Source organism: Massilia varians, assembly GCF_027923905.1.
In the GTDB taxonomy this organism is placed as follows: Bacteria; Pseudomonadota; Gammaproteobacteria; order Burkholderiales; family Burkholderiaceae_D; genus Telluria; species Telluria varians_B.
Map to the genome: position 1 here is coordinate 276,054 of NZ_AP026966.1, position 20,633 is coordinate 296,686.

17 protein-coding genes and 1 pseudogene are annotated in these 20,633 nt (G+C 62.7%); 14 read left to right on the forward strand and 4 right to left on the reverse strand.

Annotated features, from left to right (window positions below):
* The first annotated feature begins 33 nt into the window (after positions 1-33).
* Both MasN3_RS01270 and MasN3_RS01275 read left to right on the forward strand, forming a co-directional pair.
* Positions 34-1,233, forward strand: a complete 1,200-nt coding sequence (locus MasN3_RS01270) for an ISL3 family transposase (protein WP_370662345.1) — start codon at positions 34-36, stop codon at positions 1,231-1,233.
* A 74-nt stretch (positions 1,234-1,307) separates the two neighbouring features.
* The gene (locus MasN3_RS01275) at positions 1,308-1,880 is read left to right on the forward strand and encodes a DUF1003 domain-containing protein (protein WP_281911617.1); all 573 of its coding nucleotides are present in this window, start codon (positions 1,308-1,310) and stop codon (positions 1,878-1,880) included.
* A 479-nt stretch (positions 1,881-2,359) separates the two neighbouring features.
* On the opposite strand, the gene MasN3_RS01280 is transcribed toward MasN3_RS01275, so the two are convergent.
* Positions 2,360-2,557: a hypothetical protein gene (locus tag MasN3_RS01280; RefSeq protein ID WP_281911618.1), complete on the reverse strand. Its 198-nt coding sequence runs from the start codon at positions 2,555-2,557 to the stop codon at positions 2,360-2,362.
* Positions 2,558-2,695: 138 nt separating this feature from the next.
* Between MasN3_RS01280 and MasN3_RS01285 the strand changes: the two genes are divergently transcribed.
* The gene (locus MasN3_RS01285) at positions 2,696-3,652 is read left to right on the forward strand and encodes a LysR family transcriptional regulator (RefSeq protein ID WP_281911619.1); all 957 of its coding nucleotides are present in this window, start codon (positions 2,696-2,698) and stop codon (positions 3,650-3,652) included.
* A gap of 57 nt (positions 3,653-3,709) precedes the next feature.
* Here the strand turns inward: MasN3_RS01285 and MasN3_RS01290 are convergent, their stop codons facing one another.
* Entirely contained in the window at positions 3,710-4,165 is a 456-nt protein-coding gene (locus MasN3_RS01290) for an Lrp/AsnC ligand binding domain-containing protein (protein ID WP_005664065.1), read from the reverse strand.
* Between the two features lie 215 nt (positions 4,166-4,380).
* On the opposite strand from MasN3_RS01290, the gene putA reads away from it, so the two are divergent.
* The gene (putA, locus tag MasN3_RS01295; protein ID WP_281911623.1) at positions 4,381-8,025 is read left to right on the forward strand and encodes a trifunctional transcriptional regulator/proline dehydrogenase/L-glutamate gamma-semialdehyde dehydrogenase; all 3,645 of its coding nucleotides are present in this window, start codon (positions 4,381-4,383) and stop codon (positions 8,023-8,025) included.
* A 216-nt stretch (positions 8,026-8,241) separates the two neighbouring features.
* Complete coding sequence (gene ald / locus MasN3_RS01300; protein WP_281911624.1) at positions 8,242-9,357, forward strand: alanine dehydrogenase; 1,116 nt, start codon at positions 8,242-8,244, stop codon at positions 9,355-9,357.
* Here ald and MasN3_RS01305 read toward each other — a convergent pair.
* Both MasN3_RS01305 and aac(6') read right to left on the reverse strand, forming a co-directional pair.
* Positions 9,354-10,121 (reverse strand): 5'-methylthioadenosine/adenosylhomocysteine nucleosidase, encoded by a 768-nt coding sequence (locus MasN3_RS01305; RefSeq protein WP_281911625.1) that lies wholly within the window; start codon positions 10,119-10,121, stop codon positions 9,354-9,356. The genes ald and MasN3_RS01305 overlap by 4 nt on opposite strands.
* A gap of 27 nt (positions 10,122-10,148) precedes the next feature.
* On the reverse strand, positions 10,149-10,595 hold the full coding sequence (aac(6'), locus tag MasN3_RS01310) for an aminoglycoside 6'-N-acetyltransferase (RefSeq protein WP_281911627.1): 447 nt from the start codon (positions 10,593-10,595) through the stop codon (positions 10,149-10,151).
* A 1,281-nt stretch (positions 10,596-11,876) separates the two neighbouring features.
* Between aac(6') and MasN3_RS01315 the strand changes: the two genes are divergently transcribed.
* The 9 genes and pseudogenes from MasN3_RS01315 to MasN3_RS01355 all read left to right on the forward strand — a co-directional run bounded on the left by MasN3_RS01315 (position 11,877) and on the right by MasN3_RS01355 (position 20,584).
* On the forward strand, positions 11,877-11,999 hold the full coding sequence (locus MasN3_RS01315) for a hypothetical protein (RefSeq protein ID WP_281911628.1): 123 nt from the start codon (positions 11,877-11,879) through the stop codon (positions 11,997-11,999).
* A gap of 2 nt (positions 12,000-12,001) precedes the next feature.
* Positions 12,002-13,590 (forward strand): annotated as a pseudogene (locus tag MasN3_RS01320) (GMC family oxidoreductase).
* A gap of 35 nt (positions 13,591-13,625) precedes the next feature.
* Positions 13,626-14,177, forward strand: coding sequence for a hypothetical protein (locus MasN3_RS01325; RefSeq protein WP_281911630.1), 552 nt, complete (start codon positions 13,626-13,628; stop codon positions 14,175-14,177).
* A 106-nt stretch (positions 14,178-14,283) separates the two neighbouring features.
* On the forward strand, positions 14,284-15,105 hold the full coding sequence (locus tag MasN3_RS01330) for an alpha/beta fold hydrolase (RefSeq protein WP_281911632.1): 822 nt from the start codon (positions 14,284-14,286) through the stop codon (positions 15,103-15,105).
* A gap of 158 nt (positions 15,106-15,263) precedes the next feature.
* On the forward strand, positions 15,264-16,034 hold the full coding sequence (locus MasN3_RS01335) for a sulfite exporter TauE/SafE family protein (protein WP_036216830.1): 771 nt from the start codon (positions 15,264-15,266) through the stop codon (positions 16,032-16,034).
* A 190-nt stretch (positions 16,035-16,224) separates the two neighbouring features.
* Positions 16,225-18,156: a tRNA uridine-5-carboxymethylaminomethyl(34) synthesis enzyme MnmG gene (gene mnmG, locus MasN3_RS01340; protein WP_281911634.1), complete on the forward strand. Its 1,932-nt coding sequence runs from the start codon at positions 16,225-16,227 to the stop codon at positions 18,154-18,156.
* Positions 18,153-18,800 (forward strand): 16S rRNA (guanine(527)-N(7))-methyltransferase RsmG, encoded by a 648-nt coding sequence (gene rsmG / locus MasN3_RS01345; protein WP_281911637.1) that lies wholly within the window; start codon positions 18,153-18,155, stop codon positions 18,798-18,800. The genes mnmG and rsmG overlap by 4 nt, the downstream gene beginning before the upstream one ends.
* A gap of 108 nt (positions 18,801-18,908) precedes the next feature.
* A complete protein-coding gene (locus tag MasN3_RS01350) occupies positions 18,909-19,679 on the forward strand; it encodes a ParA family protein (RefSeq protein ID WP_281911639.1) in 771 nt (256 codons plus the stop codon).
* Positions 19,680-19,711: 32 nt separating this feature from the next.
* Positions 19,712-20,584 carry a ParB/RepB/Spo0J family partition protein gene (locus MasN3_RS01355; RefSeq protein WP_281911641.1) on the forward strand — a complete coding sequence of 291 codons (873 nt, stop codon included), beginning with the start codon at positions 19,712-19,714 and terminating at the stop codon, positions 20,582-20,584.
* Positions 20,585-20,633: the final 49 nt, after the last annotated feature.

Here is a 20,633-nt window from a genome sequence, read left to right on the forward strand (position 1 = left end):
TCAGTCTATCAAACCACCGCCATGCTCAATGCTATGTCGTCTGTCCCGTTTTGGGAAGGCCATATTGTCGACACCGTCCAAGAACAAGAAGACGGATCACTGTTAATCGTTCTCGATACCTGCCCGGCAAGGGATGCTGTGTGCGGAGCGTGCCACCAGCCTTGCGCCCTGGTGCATGAGCGCCGAAGGCGTAAGGTGCGCGATCGCGACGTTCTGGACAAGCGCGTCTGGCTCGATGTGCCGGTACGGCGGCTGGACTGCCATCACTGCAATGCACGAGTGGCCGAGCACATTGTTTGGCTCGACCGCCGGGCGCGCATCACGCACCGCGTGCGTCTGTGGGTCGAGGCGCTGGCGCAGTTGCTGCCCATAGCCCATATAGCCCGGTTGACCGGGCTGCACTGGCATACCATCAAAGAGATTGATCATCGGCGACTAAAGCAGCTGCACGGCGACTTCTCGGCGGTGGGCGTACGCCGCTTGGTCATGGACGAATTTGCCCTGCACAAGGGCCATCGCTACGCTACCGTGGCCATGGATGCCGAGCGTATGCGCGTCTTGTGGGTTGGGGAAGGCAACAGCCGGGAAGCGATCCGGCCATTCTTTGAGCTGCTGGGCGAGCAAGGCTGCCAGCGAATCGAGGCGGTGGCCATGGATATGAACACGGCCATGGACCTTGAAGTGCGTCAGCAATGTCCAAACGCGGAGGTGGTCTACGATTTGTTTCATGTCGTGGCCCGCTTCGGCCGCGAAGTCGTCGACCGGGTGCGCGTCGATCAAGCCAATACGTTACGGGCCGAACCAAAAGCGCGCCAGGTCATCAAGCGTAGCCGCTGGCTGTTACTACGCAACCGCGACAACCTCAAGGCCGAACAGGCCGTCAAGCTCGAAGAACTGCTCGCCGCCAATCAGCCGCTGGCAACGGTCTACCTGCTCAAGACCGAATTGAAAGAGATCTGGTATGCGCCATCGGTCCGGGAAGGTGCTCGTCGATGGAAGGCTTGGCTCAAACTCGCCTTGGAAAGCCATATCACACCGCTGATCCAGTTTGCCAAACGGCTGGCCAAGTACCGGCGCGGCATTCTGGCTTCGGCCATCTATCCGATGAACTCATCGATCCTGGAAGGCGTCAACAACCGCATCAAAGTCATCAAGCGCATGGCCTACGGATTTCGGGATGCATCCTACTTCTTCCTGAAAATCAAGGATGCGTTTCCCGGCAAAACGCGATGAACCTTTTTTATTCCCGTGTGGTTTGCGCTCACGTGCGCAGGCGAGCGGCCCGCCGCCGGTGCTATGCTGGTTTCATGGAGACCCCAGACCGCAGCCGGGAAGCCCTCCCTTTCGCCTTCCAGGAACACCTCGGTACGGTGGCGGAATTCTACGCGCGGCATAACCAGGACCTGTCTCCGGCGCAACGGGCGGTGGAAAGAATCAGCTTCTTCCTCGGCAGCCCGGCTTATGTGGTCGGCAACCTCGTCTTTGTCGTGCTCTGGATCGCCTGGAACCTGGCGGCGCCCGAACTGGGCTTCGACCAATGGGACGAGCCGCCATTCTTCTGGCTGCAGGGACTCATTGCCCTGAACGCCTTCGTGATCTCCACCACCGTGCTGATTCGCCAGAATCGCATGTCCACCCTCGCCAGCCAGCACTCCCCACCTCGACCTGCAGATCAACCTGCTGGCGGAAGAAAAGAACAGCAAGATTATCCGCATGCTGTAAGAACTGCGGCGCGACCTGCCCAATGTCCGCGACAAGCCCGATCCCGAGGCCGAAGAACTGTCCAAACCGACCGATACCCAAGCCGTCCTGTCCATCATCGAGGACTCGGCGGAACAGCTCAACTGCACCCGGAAATAATTGACTGCGCAGGCTCCTGAAAACGTCCTGGGGCAGGAAGCGGGGCGCGATCGCGCGCGTGATTACCAATACTCATCCATTCTCTGTGATAGAAGTTGAATTGTGTGGAACCTCCTACATCTATGATCTATATAAGGTCTTCATGCCGCCAATTTCTTTCAAATGTCGATTCCTTACCTTCTCTTCTTCAATGGCGGACTGGAGGCTGAGTTTTATGGTATCTCGCTTCATTTATCAATATCACGCAGCTAAACTCGTCCATTGTTCGCGCTTCTTTCATCTCAGCATCAATCACCTTTTTTCGTGATGTTGACTCTTCGTGAACTTTGTTAAATCAACGGCGTGAGAAAACCCCGGTGACGAAGAGTCACCAGGCGTACTACCCTGAATGGTCGGCTACCGTACGAGAAGAGCCCGGAAGCGGGAGAGGCGGGAAAGACGGACGAAAAAAAACGCGGCGTCCGGATCGGAGGCCGCGTTCAAACGGAGAAAGACAGGATCAGTGGTGCTTGGCCAGGTGGGTTTTCGGCGGGCGCGGACGCACGGTCAACACGGCGGCGCGGCCGATACCGACGAGCAGAGGACGGAAAAACATGGCAACGCCGCCCAGCAGCGCGAGGCCGCTGGCGGCAAGGAGGACCTGGCCGACGGGAACGGCGGCAACGGCGGTCTGGATAAGGGTAAGCGAGGCGGACATGATGTGGTAATTGTTCGGTTGCGCCCAATATAGTGCGATGCAACATATAAATCTAATTCCGTTCACTGATGACGCTTATGCATTCTGTGAATACTTGAGGTACACTGCGAACACCTGTATTGCCATCAACCAGTTCCCATGAGCTTTCTGACGCTTGACCTGAACCTGCTGCGCGTTTTCGACGCAGTAATGACCGAGCAAAACCTCACCCGCGCCGCCGGGCACCTCGCCATGACCCAGCCGGCGGTCTCGAATGCGATCAAGCGGCTGCGTGAAAGCCTTGGGGACGAACTCCTGATCCGCACGGCGTATGGCGTCAAGCCGACGCCGCGTGCGGAAGCGCTGTGGCCGGCGGTACGCCAGGCCCTGGCCGCGCTGGAAGCGGCCGTGATGCCGGAAACCTTCGACGTTTCCAAGGCCCAGGCGACCTTCCGGATGGCGATGGCGGACGCCACTGCCGCCCTGTGGCTGCCCTCGCTGATGCGTTCGATCGAGCGCGAGGCGCCGGGCGTGAACATCCGCATGGTGCCGCTGACCACGCGCGAACCGCGGCCGATGCTGCTGCGCGGCGACATCGACCTGGCGGTGGGCTTCTTCCCCGGCGTGGCGGCCCAGCTGTCGTATGAGACGGGTTCGCCGATCCGCCACGAACGCCTGTATTCGGGCGTCTATGTGTGCGTGATGCGCAAGGACCACCCGCTGGCCAAGGAAAAGCTCGACCTCGACACCTACTGCAAGGCCAACCACTTGTTGGTGAGTTTTTCAGGACGCGCCCACGGCCTGGTTGACGAAGCGCTGGCCCAGATCGGCCGCGAGCGCCGCATCCTCTTGACCGTGAACCAGTTCTTCACGGCGGGGCGGGTAGTGGCGAACTCGGACCTGATCACGGTGCTGCCGAAGCACCTGATGGTCTCGACCGGGATGACCGATGCGCTGGTCTGGCGCGAACTGCCCTTCCAGCTGCCCGCCGTGCACCTGGACATGCTCTGGCACGAGCGCGACGGCCGCAGCCCGGCGCACCGCTGGCTGCGCAATAATCTCGAGAATATGGCGGAGAGCGCGGCGCCGAAGACGGGCGCGCGCAAGGTCGTGTGATTGTCCTACCGTAGGGGTGGTCCAGTTCAGTGAACTGGACTACGCTTCGCCGCCCTCCTACCTGATCGGCAGCTTGGTCGTATTCTTGACCTCTTCCATCACCGCATACGTGTGCGTCTCGCGCACCCCCTTCTGCAGCAAGGTCTTGCCGAGGAATTCCCGGTACGCCGCCATGTCCTTGACGCGCGCCTTGACCAGGTAATCGAAGCCGCCCGCCACCATGTGGCATTCCAGCACTTCCGGAATCATCTGGACGCTTTGTTTGAATGCATCGAACACCTCGGGAGTGGTACGATCGAGCACCACTTCGATGAAAACCAGCAGCGACACATCCAGCAGCTGCGGGTTGAGCTGGGCGGTGTAGCCCATGATATAGCCGGACTCGTGCAGCTTGCGCACGCGCTCTAGGCAGGCGGCAGGAGACAGGTTGACGCGCGCCGCCAGTTCGACGTTGCTGATGCGCCCGTCGTTCTGGAGTTCCGCCAGAATTTTCTTACTGATCTTGTCGAGCATGGTCGGTCTCTTGCCATGTAAATATTATTCGGTCAGATTGTCGCACCAAAAACTATCTTTTGCTAGTCTGTCGTAAAAACAGAATTAATCCAGAAGATTTCCTTCTACAATCGAATCATTCCAAGGTATCGCGCAGTACGCCGGCCGCCATTCTCGCGGCACGGCGTTTTTTGCTGCGTCGCGCCTCTGTTTGATTCCTTTTTTAGAAGACCACCATGCACATTGACGCCGCCCTGGCCTCCACTTTCGTTCCCTTCGATGCGCTCCAGCGCGAGGTCAAGCAGGAGCAGACCCCGTTGCGCGAAGCCATCACCGCCGCCTACCGCCGCGATGAAACCGAGGCGGTGCAGTGGCTGCTGGCCCAGGGTGCCAGCGCCAGCGCCGACGCCACCGCACTGGCGCAGCGCCTGGTCGCGAGCGTGCGCGAAAAGCGCACCCGTTCCTCGGGCGTGGACGCGCTGATGCACGAGTTCTCGCTGTCGTCGGAAGAAGGCGTGGCGCTGATGTGCCTGGCTGAAGCGCTGCTGCGCATCCCGGACAGCGAAACCGCCGACCGCCTGATCGCCGACAAGATCAGCCGCGGCGACTGGAAGAAGCACCTGGGCGAATCGCCTTCGCTGTTCGTCAACGCGGCCACCTGGGGACTGCTCATCACCGGCAAGCTGGTCTCGACCAATAGCGAGAAAAACCTGGGATCGGCGCTCACCCGCCTGATCGCCAAGGGCGGCGAACCCCTGATCCGCAAGGGCGTCGACATGGCCATGCGCATGCTGGGCAACCAGTTCGTCACCGGCCAGACCATCGAGGAAGCCCTCAAGAACAGCCGCGAGAACGAGACGCGCGGCTACCGCTATTCGTATGACATGCTGGGCGAAGCGGCGCTGACGGAAAGCGATGCGAAAAACTACTACGCCTCCTACGAGACCGCCATCCATGCGATCGGCAAGGCCTCGAACGGCCGCGGCATCAAGGACGGTCCGGGCATCTCGATCAAGCTGTCGGCCCTGCACCCGCGCTACAGCCGCGCGCAGTACGCGCGCGTGATGACCGAACTGCTGCCGCGCGTGCGCAGCCTGGTCCTGCTGGCCAAGCAGTACAACATCGGCATCAACATCGACGCGGAAGAAGCCGACCGCCTCGAGATCTCGCTCGACATGCTGGAGTCGCTGGCGTTCGATCCGGAACTGGCGGGCTTCGAAGGCATCGGCCTGGTGGTGCAGGCTTATCAAAAACGCTGCCCCTTCGTGATCGACTTCGTGGTCGACCTGGCCAAGCGCAGCGGCCGCAAGTTCATGGTGCGCCTGGTGAAGGGCGCCTATTGGGACGCCGAGATCAAGCGCGCCCAGGTCGACGGCATGCCGGGCTATCCGGTCTACACCCGCAAGGTCTACACCGACGTCTCCTACCTGACCTGCGCGCGCAAGCTGCTCGCTGCGTCAAGCATCATCTACCCGCAGTTCGCCACCCATAACGCGCACTCGCTGTCGGTGATCTACAGCTGGGCCAAGGCGGACGGGGTCGAGAATTATGAATTCCAGTGCCTGCACGGCATGGGCGAGACCCTGTACGACCAGGTCGTCGGCCCGAACAAGCTGGGCAAGGCCTGCCGCATCTACGCGCCGGTCGGCTCGCACGAAACCCTGCTGGCCTACCTGGTGCGCCGCCTGCTGGAAAACGGCGCCAACTCTTCCTTCGTGAACCAGATCGTGGACGAGAAAGTGGCGATCGACACCCTGCTGGCCGACCCGTTCGAGCAGGCGCGCGCCGCCGGCGGAAAACCGCACCCGGCCATCGCCCTGCCGCTGCAGCTGTTCGGCGCCGAGCGCAAGAATTCAAGTGGCCTCGACCTGGTCAACGAACACATCCTGAGCGCCACCGCCGCAGGCCTGGCCCGGCAGCGCCAGCACAGCGCGGCGCCGCTGATCGCCGGCCCGGTAGCCGCCAGCGACACCGCCAAGGTGGTCAACCCGGCCGTATCGAGCGACATCGTCGGGCAGGTGCAGGAAGCCACGCGTGCCGACGTCGACACCGCATTGGCGGCCGCCGCGGCCTTCGCCGGCGAATGGGAAAGCACCCCGGTCGACACCCGCGCCGCCATTCTCGAGCGCAGCGCCGACCTGTTCGAACAGCATGCGACCGAGCTGATGGCATTGGCCGTGCGCGAAGCCGGCAAATCGCTGCCGAACGCGATCGCCGAACTGCGCGAAGCGGTCGACTTCCTGCGCTACTACGCGGTCGAGATCCGCGCAGCCAAGGCGCAAGGCGCACTGGGACCAGTGACCTGCATCTCGCCCTGGAACTTCCCGCTGGCGATCTTCACCGGCCAGGTGGCAGCGGCGCTCGCCGCCGGCAACGTGGTGCTGGCCAAGCCTGCCGAGCAAACCCCCTTGATCGCGCACCGCGCCGTCGAGCTGTTCCTGGAAGCCGGCTGCCCGCGCGCCGCGCTGCAGCTGCTGCCGGGCCGCGGCGAAACCGTGGGCGCCGCCCTGACCTCGGATTCGCGTGTGAAAGGCGTCATCTTCACCGGTTCCACCGAAGTGGCGCAGCTGATCAACCGTACCCTGGCAAAGCGCGCCGAACAGGAAGGCATCGACATCCCGCTGGTGGCCGAAACCGGCGGCCAGAACGCGCTGATCGTCGATTCCTCGGCGCTGCCGGAGCAGGTGGTGCAGGACGTGCTGTCCTCGGCCTTCGACTCGGCCGGCCAGCGCTGCTCGGCGCTGCGCGTGCTGTTCCTGCAGGAAGACATCGCCGACAAGACCGTCAGGATGCTCAAGGGCGCGATGCTGGAACTGCGCGTCGGCTCGCCGGACCGCCTGGCCACCGACATCGGCCCGGTGATCGATGCCGAAGCCCAGCGCAACCTGCTGGCCCACATCGAGCGCATGCGCGCCACCGCGCGCAGCCATTTCGCGCTCGAGCTGCCCGACAGCGTGAACGGGGCCGGCACCTTCGTGCCGCCGACCGTGCTGGAAATCGGCTCGATGGCCGAACTCAAGCACGAAGTCTTCGGCCCGGTGCTGCACGTGGTGCGCTACCGCCGCGCCGACCTGGCGAAGGTGGTCGACACCATCAACGCCACCGGCTACGGCCTGACCCTGGGCGTGCATTCGCGTATCGACGAGACCATCGACTTCATCGTCGCGCGCGCCCACGTCGGCAACATCTACGTGAACCGCAACATCGTCGGCGCGGTCGTGGGCGTGCAGCCCTTCGGCGGCGAGGGCAAATCGGGCACCGGTCCGAAGGCCGGCGGTCCGCTCTACCTGAAGCGCCTGCAGCGCCATGCGGCGCCGCTGATGGAACACGGCCGCACGTTTGACGCCGGCCTGGACGCGCTGCTCGGCTGGCTGCGCAACAACGGCCATCAGGATGTGGCGACGCTGGCGCAGGGCTATGGCCGCACTTCCCTGAATGGCGTCGAGATCGCCCTGCCGGGTCCGACCGGCGAGCGCAATACCCTGGCCTTCACGCCGCGCGGCACCGTGCTGTGCGCGCCGAAGAGCCTTGCCGGCCTGCTCAACCAGCTGGCCGCCAGCCTCGCCAACGGCAACCGCGCGCTGGTGCTGGCCACGCCGGATTTGATTCCGGCCAATCTGCCCGACCTGGTCAAGGAGCGCGTGCGCTTCATCGGGGAAGACGAGATCGACGCCAGCGAGTTCCAGATCGCGCTGCTGGAAGCCGGCCTGGCCGGTTCGCTGCGCAGCAAGCTGGCGGGGCGGCCCGGGGCCATCGTCGGCATTGTCGACACCAGCGCCAGCGAGCCGGTCGCCCTGTGGCGGCTGGTGGCGGAACGGGCGGTGTGCGTCAACACCACCGCGGCTGGCGGCAACGCAAGCCTGATGACACTGGGAGTGTAATCATCAAGGGAGCGCAAGCTCCCTTTTTTTATGCTGAACCCGTAGGGTGGACGGCTGTGCCGTCCGCGCGTTCAAACAGCGTAGAAATGGACGATGCGCCGCATTTCACCTTGTAGCTGAACGCGCGGACGGCACAGCCGTCCACCCTACAAAATCTTCGAAACAGGAGTAGCGTAGCGAAGCAGCTTCACATTCTTATACATCTTGGAGGTAGACATGCTTGTTGGCGTACCAAAAGAGATCAAGAATCACGAATACCGTGTCGGGATGACGCCACCTTCGGTGCGCGAACTGACGTCGCGCGGTGTCGACGTCATCGTGCAGCAGGGCGCCGGCGAGCAGATCGGGCTGTCGGACGAGCAGTACATGGCGGCCGGTGCAAGCATCGTGGCGAAGGCAGAGGAAATCTTTGCGCGCGCCGACATGATCGTCAAGGTCAAGGAACCGCAGCCTCTAGAGTGCGCGATGCTGCGCGAAGGGCAGGTGCTCTACACCTACCTGCACCTGGCGCCCGATCCGGAACAGACCGCCGCCCTGGTGAAGTCCGGCGCGGTCTGCATCGCCTACGAGACCATCACCGGCCCGGGCGGCGGATTGCCGCTGCTGGCGCCGATGAGCGAAGTGGCCGGCCGCATGGCGATCCAGGCCGGCGCTGCGCACCTGGAAAAATCCCGGGGCGGCATGGGCCTGCTGCTGGGCGGCGTGCCGGGTGTCGCCGCCGGCCACGTGGCGATCATCGGCGCCGGCGTGGTCGGCACCAATGCGCTGCAAATGGCGATCGGCACCGGCGCGCGCGTGACGGTGCTCGACAAGAACGTCGACCGCCTGCGCCAGCTGGACCTGGTCTACGGCAACCGCATCTCCACGCTCTATTCCAACGCCCATGCGATCGAGGAAGCGGTGCTGGACGCCGACCTGGTGATCGGCGGCGTGCTGGTGCCGGGCGCCGCGGCGCCCAAGCTGGTCACCCGCGACATGATCGCGCGCATGAAGAAGGGCGCGGTGGTGGTGGACGTGGCGATCGACCAGGGCGGCTGCTTCGCAAGCTCGCACCCGACCACCCATGCCGACCCGACCTTCGTCGTCGATGGCGTGATTCACTACTGCGTGGCGAACATGCCGGGCGCGGTGGCACGCACCTCCACCTTCGCGCTCAACAACGCGACCATCGGCCATGCGGTGGCGCTGGCCACCAAGGGCTGGCGCCAGGCCTTGTCGGACGACGTCCACCTGCGCAATGGCCTGAACGTCTGCCAGGGCAAGATCACCTACGAAGCCGTCGCGCGCGACCTGAAGTACGACTACGTGCCGGCCGAATCGCTGCTGGGCTAGAGCGGCCTTGCCGCCAGATCCCGGCACACGCGCCGGGTGATGTGAAAAGCATACTGCGCGGCCACCGATGTCACGAATCGCATGAAATCGGTGGCCGCGTTTTCGTTGGCATTGTCGGACACGGTGCGGATCACGGCGCAGGGCACGTCCAGCTCGTAGCACACCTGCGCCACCGCAGCGCCTTCCATTTCGACCGCCACCAGGCCGGGAAGGGCGTCGTTGAGCGCGTTCAGGGCCAGGCGATCGTTCATGAACTGGTCGCCGCTCGCCACCAGGCCGCGGTGCACGCGCGGCTGCGCCAGGCGGAATTCGCGCCGCTCTCCCTCGCTGATCGCGCTGTGCAAGTCCTGCTCGAGGAAGTCATGGGCCGCGCGCGACAGGCGCATCGACAGCTGCGGGTCGGGCTGGAAGTGGGTCAGGCCGGTGAGCGGCACCTCGAAACGGGGAAACAGCGGACTGGCATCCATGTCGTGCTGGACCAGGGCTTCCGCGACCACGATATCGCCGACCTGCACCGTTTTATCCCCGGCGCCGCCCACGCCGGTAAAGAGGATGTGGGTAACTCCGAACTTCTCCACAAGCGTGGTGGCTGTCATCGCCGCCGCAACCTTGCCAATTCGCGACAGAACGCACACAGCGTCGATTTCCCACAGCTTCCCTGCCCAGTACTCACGCTTGCCATGGATGAGCTTGGAGGGCCCTTTCAAGGCTTCCACGAGCCCCAGCTGTTCTTCGTACAGCGCGCTGATGATTCCCAGTCGCATGTTTTCCTTGTTTTTATTGCGTTTTTGTTATGAAAGCAGCTTGCGGAAGTAGACCACGCGCTCGGTTTCCTCGAATCCGAGCGCCCGATGCATGGCATGGCTCGCCGTATTCTCGAGCAAGGCATCCGAGGCCATCTCGGTGCAGCCCTGTTTCCTGACCCACTGTTCCGCGGTTTGCACCAGCATGGCAGCGATTCCCTGCCGGCGGAAGGCCGGATCGACATACAAACCTTCCAGGAAGCCGACAGGAGACGAGTTGGTGCCGTTGACGACATCCCCGCGCAGCGCGACTTCGATCAGTCCCTGGGGCTCTCCAAGGCTTGAATAGGCGAGGAACTGTGCATAACGGCCGGGTTGTGCACACAGTTCCTGCATTTCCCGCAGGTGGTCGGCGCGCTGCGCAGGCCACAGGGCCATGCGCAGCTGCAGCCAGCCGGCTTGTTCAACGCTTGTGCACGGTTTGATCGAGCTCATGAGGCTGCCAGATTTTACGCTTGAGTGTCCATTTTGCTTGTCTTACGAGCGTGAGGCCAGTGAAAACCTGATTTTCCTGGTCTTTTCCGGCTTTTCTGGCAGCGCAGTGCTTCACGCTTTTAGTTAACTAAAGTTTGTATATAAACTGGTAGTAGATAGTAAACGCGGCTTCTTCTGTTGATAAGTCAGGTTTACTCCACAGCATCAATGACTTGCAGACGCGTTTACCGGCTGAACAAAGCCTGTGTGAAGTTTGAACGAAACGTGGACAGTTTTCGCGCGAAGCAGAAATGGTCGCGTTCTGCACATACGATCCTGTGGATATGCCTCGGCTTTTCCACAAGCGCATCGCCAACAATGCCTTGAAGAGCGGTTCGACAGGCGATCTGCAGGCAGATGGTGGTCCAGGGAGGATCCTGGCCGACGATGTTGGAGGAGCAGACGGCACACTGCCTTGGTGATCAACAGGTGGTGGAGCCGGGCGCGGTCGCGACTGGATTCGCGCTGTTGGTTTTGTTGTTGTAGTAAACAAGTTTGTATACAAACTGGTAGTAATAGTAAACGCGCATGTTGCTGTGGATAACAAAGGTTTTCTCCACAACGTCAATGGTTTACGGTCGCGTTAACCGGCTGAACAAGGCTTGTTTTAGAACTGGATGAAACTTGGACTATATTTTGGTGGACCGGGTTAACCGGCTGTTCTACACATTCGATCCTGTGGATATCCCAGAGGTTTTCCACAGATGAGGTCAAAATTTGCTGGTTTGCGCGTTTTCCAGGCCGCAGACTTGCAGGTGCGCGTGAACATGCTGGCAGAATCCGGAGAGCGGCGCTCAGGGTATGGCCGCGATAGTCACGCTGTGGTCGACCCTTGCTACCGTCTGTTGATCGCGAGCCGGTCCGGGTTTGCAGCTGAAGCTGGCAAGCAGGTCGCAGGTGTCGACAGACTGCGACGGCGGCTAAAAAATTTCGAAAAAATTTTCTACAGCTTTACAATCAAAGTTTGTATACAACGGTAGTAGTAGTGGTTAACGGCGGCCCTTTTCTGTGGACAAGGCGGTTAACGGCTGAAAAATCATTGGTTTACGCACCGTATAAGGCAGTGCAACACTGGCGCGTGGAGACTGCCTGAAAACTGGACAAGTTTTTGGGCACCCATTAATTCTCCGGTTCTGCACAAAACAGACCTGTGGATATCAAGAGGCTTATCCACAGAGGGCCCCTAGACTTCCGTTTACGATCTGGTAAGCTTGCCTCAACGAATGACGAACGGAGGCTGTGGTGGATCTCGATGCGCTGTTTCGTAAGCCTTTGCCACGTGAACCGAAGTGCGGCGGTTCGCGTTCGTTCGGCCATGACAGTCGTGGCGACGGCGGCAATGGCAACGGCGTGCGGGAACGCTAGCCTTGGAATCTGCCGGCCAGTACGACTACATCATCGTTGGCGGCGGCACCTCCGGCTGTGTGCTCGCCAACCGGCTGAGCCGTAATCCGAAGATCGAGGTCTTGCTGGTGGAGGCGGGCGGTCGTGACGATTACCTGTGGATCCACATCCCGGTCGGCTACCTGCATTGCATCGGCAATCCGCGCACGGACTGGCTGTTTCGCACCGAGGCCGATCCCGGCCTGCACGGCAGGGCGCTGATCTACCCGCGGGGCAAGGTGCTGGGCGGTAGTTCGTCGATCAACGGCATGATCTACATGCGTGGCCAGCCGGCGGATTATGCGCGCTGGGCGACGCTGACCGGCGACGATTCCTGGTGCTGGGAGCAGGTGCTGCCGCTGTTCAAGCGCAGCGAAGACCACTACCTGGGGGCCAGCGAACTGCATGGCGCCGGCGGCGAATGGCGTGTCGAAAAGCAGCGGCTGTCGTGGCAGATCCTCGACGCGTTTCGTGAAGCGGCAGCCGAAACCGGTATCCCGAAGATCGATGATCTGAACGCCGGCCGAGGTGAAGGTTCCGCTTATTTCGACGTCAACCAGCGGCGCGGCATCCGCCTGAATACGGCGAAAGCTTTCCTGAAACCGGCGGCGAAACGGCCCAATTTAACCATCATGACCGGCAAGCGAAGCTGTGCACCGGCATTCAGTTCAGCGGCGGCGGCCACATGTACAGGGCGACGGCGCAGCGCGAGACCCTGTTGGCGGCCGGGGCGGTGGGTTCGCCGCAGCTCCTGCAGCTGTCCGGCATCGGCGCGGCGGAAGATCTGCAGCGCCACGGCATCGCGTCGGTGATGGACTTGCCCGGCGTCGGCGCCAACCTGCAGGACCACCTGCAGCTGCGCATGATCTTCAAGGTCCAGGGCGTGCGGACCCTGAATACGCGCGCCACCAACTGGTTCGGCAAGACGCTGATCGGACTGGAATATGCGTGTTTCCGCAGCGGACCAATGTCGATGGCGCCATCGCAACTGGGCGCATTTGCCAAGTCCTCGCCGGATCTGGCGGCGGCGAATCTGCAGTACCACGTCCAGCCTCTGTCGCTGGACAAGTTCGGCGATCCGCTGCACCGCTTCCCGGCATTTACCGCGAGCGTCTGCAACCTGCAGCCGACATCAACCGGGCAGGTCGGTATCGTATCCGCCGACAGTTACGCGCCGCCCAGGATCACGCCGAACTACCTGAGTACCGAGGCCGACCGCACAACCGCCGCCGCGGCGCTGGCATTGACGCGCCGGATCGTGGCGGCGCCGGCACTGGCGAAATACCGCCCCGAAGAGTTCATGCCCGGCCCGCAATACCAGAGCGAAGAAGAACTGGCCCATGCGGCAGGTCTGGTCGGCACCACGATTTTCCATCCGGTCGGCACCTGCCGCATGGGACGGGCAGATGATCCGCTGGCCGTGGTCGACAGCCGCCTGCGGGTACGCGGCGTCGAAAAATTGCGCGTGGTCGATGCCTCGATCATGCCCTTTATAACATCCGGGAACACCAATTCCCCGACCATCATGATTGCGGAAAAAGCCGCGCAGGACATCCTCGCGCACCAGGCTTGATTCCGTCCACATGTCATCTCCCTTGAAAGGCAGCGATGAGCACTGCAATCTTCAAACGTGGCGCTGCAAGCCGCATGTGCGCCGTCCTGGCGCTGAACTTGATTGGCATCTCCGCCAGTTATGCCTGCAGGACGCCACCGTCCCAGCAGCTAGTGACGCCTGAACAGCAAATTGCGATGGCGACGGATGTGTCTGTCGCCAGGGTGGTCAAGGCGACGCCTTCTCCACTCCCTGCCAATGGCAGGCGTTCTTCGGTAGAGTACGAGTTCGAGGTGCTGGAGCGCATCGCGGGAGCCGCCGACCCACGTTTCACGCTCGTTGGCGCGACCGGACAGACGCGCACCGGGCCTGACTCGAGCGACCACAGCGATGAGGAATTCTGGGAACGCGGCGGCGGACGCCTCCATAACGACTCGGACTGCATGCTGAGGCCGGACTTCACGCTTGGCGAAACCTACCTGGTTTTCCGCGGCAGTCCGCCGACCTGGCGTAGCTTCAAGCACATCGCATCCGTCGGTGGCAAGCCGCATCCCGACGACCGCTGGCTGGCGTATGTAAAGGCGAAACTGACGGAAGCGCAGAAATAGTCCGCGGTCTTGCGGCAGGGACCAGGCCTTTGAGCCGGTATAAGTACATCATGATATTGTTGGGTAACTCGGTGCGCTGCGCGAGCCCATTGCATGTGGAGCGGACATGAATCTGGAATCCCATTACGTCGACGTACACGGCCTGCGCATGCATTACGTCAGCGCGGGCGAAGGCCCGGCCGTGATCCTGATGCACGGCTTTCCGGACACCCATGCGATCTGGCGTCTCCAGATCCCCGTGCTGGCTAAACAAGGGTTTCGGGTCATCGCGCCCGACATGCGCGGCTACGGCAAGACCGATGCGCCACCGTCCACCGGCGCCTACGCGATCGAGTTCCTGTGCGCCGACATCATCGGTCTCATGGACCGGCTCGGCCTGGAAAAGGCCTCGCTCGTGGGTCACGACTGGGGCGGGCTGGTTGGCTGGCAGCTGTGCATGAATGCCCCGCAGCGCTTCGAGCGTTTCGTCGCCCTGTCCACCGGGCACCCGGCGGCGATCGCCCACGCCGGCGTCACCCAGCAGATGCGCTTCTGGTACATCCTGGGTTTCCTGATGCCGGTGGTGGCCGAACATGCGATCCGCGCCAACGACTGGTTCTTCCTGCGCCAGATGACGCGCCGCCCGGAACAGGTGGCGATCTGGCGCGCGGCGCTGGAGCCGGAAGGGCGCCTGACGGCGGCCCTGAACTACTACCGCGCTAACCTCAAGCTGGGCCGGCCGCATCACTGGCGCCCGGTCGAGGTGCCGGTGATGGGCGTCTGGAGCGACCGCGACCCGGCGCTGGGCGAAAAGCAGATGCTAGACTCGCTCCACCACTGCCGCGCCGGTTTCCGCTATGAGCGTCTGAGCGGGGCAGGGCACTGGATGCAGCTGTCGGCGACCGAGCGCCTGAATGCACTGCTGCTCGACTTCTTGCGACCATCCTAGCGGCGTGCCGGCATGTACTCATTGTTGCGTCGCAACAATGAGCGCGGATCCGCTGTGAACCCGAGCTGGGCAAACGCTTCTCTTCTCCCGGCTGCTTAATGCCTGAAGGATGCGGCTGCCGTACAATGCAGCCTCTGCATTCCTCCCACGTTTTCCCCATGATTGATTTTGCTTGGCTCGGCGTCGCGGCTTTCACCGCCGGCCTGGTCGATGCCGTTGTCGGTGGCGGCGGCCTGATCCAGATTCCCGCGATTTTCTCTGTTCTGCCGAAAGAGGTTCCCGCGACCCTGTTGGGGACGAACAAGTTCGCCAGCATCTTCGGCACCAGTGCCGCAGCCGTGAATTACGCGCGACGCGTGCGGGTAGCCTGGAGCACCGCCGCACCGGCGGCACTGGCGGCTTTCGCACTGTCCTTTGCCGGCGCCTGGACGGTCACGCGGGTGCCGGCCGATTTTGTACGTACGCTGCTGCCGATCATCCTGGTAGCGGTGGCGGTGTACACCTTCAAGAAAAAGGACCTCGGATCGGTGCATGCGCCGGTGCACAGCGGTCTGGCTGAGCGTTACTGGGCGATCGGCATCGGCGCCGCGATCGGATTTTATGATGGTTTCTTCGGCCCGGGCACCGGCAGCTTCCTGATCTTCCTGTTCGTGCGCTTCTTCGGTTTCGATTTCCTGAGCGCCTCGGCGGCGGCGAAGATCGTCAACGTTGCCTGTAACTTCTCGGCCTTGCTCTGGTTCGGCTACAGCGGCCACTTGCTGTGGCAGCTCGGCTTGATGATGGCGGCATGCCAGGTGGCCGGTTCGCTGATCGGCACCAGGCTGGCACTGAAGCATGGCAGTGGTTTCGTACGCAAGCTGTTCCTGGTCGTGGTGTCGGGATTGATCCTCAAGACCGCCTACGATGCCTTCACCAAGATTGGTTGGTGATTGTTCCACGTGAAACAGCACAGCCGGGTTCGCCCGGCTTTTTTATTTTTGTTTCACGTGGAACGTTCTGATGAGCTCGATGTTAAATGTTCCACGTGGAACAAAATCTGTCGTTTTCAGCCCCCTAAAAGCTTCCGAAAGAAAAAAGAATCTATAATCGCGCATTAGACTCCTCGCCTTACTCTCCATCATGCTATTTCCAACTGAATTCGACGTCATCGTCGTCGGCGGCGGCCATGCCGGTACCGAGGCTGCGCTCGCGTCGGCACGCACCGGTCAGAAGACCCTGCTGCTGACCCATAATATCGAAACTCTCGGCGCCATGTCCTGCAATCCATCGATTGGTGGCATCGGCAAAGGCCACCTGGTCAAGGAAGTCGATGCGCTCGGCGGCGCCATGGCGATCGCCACCGACGAGTCGGGCATCCAGTTCCGTATCCTGAATTCGTCCAAGGGCCCGGCCGTACGTGCCACCCGCGCCCAGGCCGACCGCCTCCTGTACAAGCAGGCGATCCGCTCGCGTCTGGAAAACCAGCCGAACCTGTGGCTGTTCCAGCAGGCCGTGGAAGACCTGATGCTGGAAGGCGAGCGCGTGGTGGGCGCCGTCACCCAGGTCGGACTGCAGTTCCGCGCCCGCGCCGTGGTCCTCACCGCCGGCACCTTCCTGGACGGGAAGATCCACGTCGGCCTGCAGAATTATTCGGGCGGCCGCGCCGGCGATCCGCCCGCGGTCTCGCTGTCGAGCCGCCTGAAGGAACTCAAGCTGCCGCAAGGCCGCCTGAAGACCGGCACGCCGCCGCGCATCGACGGCCGCAGCATCGACTTCTCGGTGCTGTCCGAGCAGCCGGGCGACCTCGATCCGGTACCGGTGTTTTCAAGCATGGGCAACGCCGCCATGCACCCGCGCCAGGTGCCGTGCTGGGTTACCCACACCAATGAGAAAACCCACGACATCATCCGCGGCGGCCTGGACCGCAGCCCGATGTACACCGGCGTGATCGAAGGCGTGGGCCCGCGTTACTGCCCCTCGATCGAAGACAAGATCCACCGCTTCGCATCGAAAGCGTCGCACCAGATCTTCCTGGAGCCGGAAGGATTGACCACCAACGAGTTCTACCCGAACGGGATCTCGACCAGCCTGCCGTTCGACGTGCAGCTGGCACTGGTGCGTTCGATGCGCGGCATGGAGAACGCCTTCATCCTGCGCCCCGGCTACGCGATCGAGTACGACTACTACGATCCGCGCGGCCTGAAGGCCTCGCTGGAAACCAAGGCGATCAAGGGCCTGTTCTTCGCCGGCCAGATCAATGGCACCACCGGTTACGAAGAAGCGGCGGCGCAAGGCCTGCTGGCCGGCCTGAACGCCGCGCTGCAGACCCAGGGCAAGGACGCCTGGACCCCGGGCCGCTCGGAAGCCTATCTGGGCGTGCTGGTCGACGACCTCACCACCCAGGGCGTGGCCGAACCCTACCGCATGTTCACCAGCCGCGCCGAATACCGCCTGTCGCTGCGCGAAGACAATGCCGACATGCGCCTGACCGAGATCGGCCGCAAGCTCGGCATCGTCGGCGACGCCCAGTGGGCCGCCTTCGAGCACAAGCGCGAATCGGTGGCCCGCGAACTCGAGCGCCTGCGCTCGACCTGGGTCAATCCGCGCATCCTTGCCGCTGCCGAATCCGAGCGCGTGGTGGGGCAGGCGATCGAGCGCGAGTACAACCTGGCCGACCTGCTGCGCCGCCCGGGCGTTGCCTACGACACCCTGATGACGATGACGGGCGCCGAGGGCCAGCCCCTGGCCGGCCCCGGCGTGGAAGACCCGGCGGTGAAGGAGCAGATCGAGATCCAGCTGAAGTACGCTGGCTACATCGACCGCCAGGCGCGCGAGGTGGAGCGTCACGACCATTACGAGAACCTCAAGCTGCCCGACAACCTGAACTACCTGGAGATCCAGGCCCTGTCGTTCGAGGTGCGCCAGAAGCTCGACAAGCAGCGTCCGGAAACCCTGGGCCAGGCCTCGCGCATCTCGGGCGTCACCCCGGCCGCGATCTCGCTGCTGCTGGTGCACCTGAAAAAGCGCGGCGCCAAGGGCTTTACCAATGCGCCGCTGGAGCAGGCTGAATGAAATATTTTGATCGCGCCGCGCTGGCGCTGGTGCTGGCCGACGGCATCCAGGAGATGCATCTCGACGTAACCCAGGCACAGCAGGACAAGCTGCTCGACTACCTGGCGCTGATGAACAAGTGGAACAGCGTCTACAACCTGACGTCGTTGCGCGACCCGATGCAGATGGTGACCCATCATCTGCTCGACTCTCTCGCGGCGGTGCCGGCCTTTGCCGGAGCACGCAATGTGCTGGACGTCGGGGCAGGGGGCGGATTGCCGGGCGTGGTGCTGGCCATCTGTCGTCCCGACATGAAATTGTCGATGATCGATACGGTCCACAAGAAAACCGCCTTCCTCAAGCAGGTCAAAGCGGAGCTGGACCTGGCCAACGTCACCGTGCACACCATGAAAGTGCAGGAGCTGGAAGTGAGCGACAAATTCGACGTGATCACGTCCCGCGCTTTCGCCGACCTGAGCGACTTCCTGGAGTGGTCCGGGCACCTGCTGGCCGAGGGCGGCAAATTCATCGCCCTGAAAGGCACGGCGCCGGCGCAGGAGCAGGAGCGCATACCGGCGCAATGGAAAATAAGCGGTTTGCAGCCGCTGCAGGTTCCGAGGCTGGGCGCGGAGCGTCACCTCATATTCGTCGAGCGATCGGCATAAACAGAATAAACCGTATAAATAGTTTATATCGTTTATAAAATACGAACCGTTTAAATCGTTTTTACGATATGAACGGTATACCACCTTGGCTTCCACGGACAAGAATAGATGGCGAAGATTTTTTGCGTAGCGAACCAGAAGGGCGGGGTCGGCAAGACCACCACCAGCGTGAACCTGTCGGCAGGCCTGGCCAAGCTGGACCAGCGCGTGCTGCTGGTCGACCTCGACCCGCAGGGCAATGCCACCATGGGGGCGGGCATCAACAAGGCTTCGCTCGAAGGCTCGATCTACCAGGTGCTGCTGGGCGAGCTCGACGTGGCGGCGGCGCGCCAGCGCTCCGAGTCGGGGCGCTTCGACGTGCTGCCGGCCAACCGCGAGCTGGCGGGCGCCGAAGTCGAGATGGTGGCGCTCGAGAACCGCGAACGCCGCCTGAAGGAGGCGCTGGCCGCGGTGGACAAGGACTACGACTTCATCCTGGTCGACTGCCCGCCGGCGCTGTCGCTGCTCACGCTCAACGGCCTGTGCGCGGCGCACGGGGTGATCATCCCGATGCAGTGCGAGTACTACGCGCTCGAGGGCCTGTCCGACCTGGTCAACACCATCAAGAAGGTGCACGCCAACCTGAACACCGACCTGCGCATCATCGGCCTGTTGCGGGTGATGTTCGATCCGCGCATGACGCTGTCGCAGCAGGTGTCGAGCCAGCTCGAGCAGCACTTCGGCGACAAGGTATTCAAGACCATCATCCCGCGCAACGTGCGCCTGGCCGAGGCGCCTTCGTATGGCATGCCGGGCGTGGTGTTCGATCCGTCCTCGAAAGGCGCGCAGGCGTACATCGCCTTCGGCGCCGAGATGGTCGAGCGCATCAAGAGCATGTGATTAAGATATAAGCACCGAAAGCTGACACAGATATGGCAACCAAAAAACTCAAAGGCCTCGGACGCGGCCTCGACGCACTGCTCGGCGGCGACAGCCAGCCGGCCCCGGTGAAAGCGCCCTCGTCGCTGCCGATCACCCAGGTCCAGGCCGGCAAGTACCAGCCGCGTACCCGCATGGACGAAACCTCGCTCAGCGAGCTGGCCGCCTCGATCAAGACCCAGGGCATTATGCAGCCGGTGCTGGTACGTCCGCTGGGGGAGGGGGCCGCCGTCCCGTACGAGATCATCGCCGGCGAGCGCCGCTTCCGCGCCGCCCAGATGGCCGGCCTGGAAGAGATCCCGGTGCTGGTGCGCGAAGTGGACGACCAGTCGGCCGCGGCCATGGCCCTGATCGAGAACATCCAGCGCGAAGACCTGAACCCGCTCGAAGAAGCGCAGGGCATCCAGCGCCTGATCAACGACTTTCAGTTCACCCACGAGCAGGCGGCGGCAAGCGTCGGCCGTTCGCGCAGCGCCGTGTCGAACCTGCTGCGCCTGATCAACCTGGCTCAGCCGGTCCAGACCATGCTGATGGCCGGCGACATCGACATGGGCCATGCCCGCGCCCTGCTGGCGGTCGAGAGCGCCCACCAGATCACGCTGGCCAACCAGGTGATCGCCAAGCGCCTGTCGGTACGCGAGACCGAGAAGCTGGTGGCGCGCGCCCTCGAGGAGCAGTCGAGCCCGGCGACACCGGCGCGTGCCAAGGACAAGCCTGGCGACATCGTGCGCCTGGAAGAGGAACTGTCGGACAAGCTCGCCACCCCGGTGATGTTCAAGATGGGCGCGAAAGGCAAGGGGCAGTTGATCATCGACTTCGCCGACCTCGACATCCTGGACGGCGTGCTGGCGCGCCTGCGCGCCTGAAATTGTGTCTTGGCGCGGGGATGTGGAACTGACGTATGCATGCCACGTT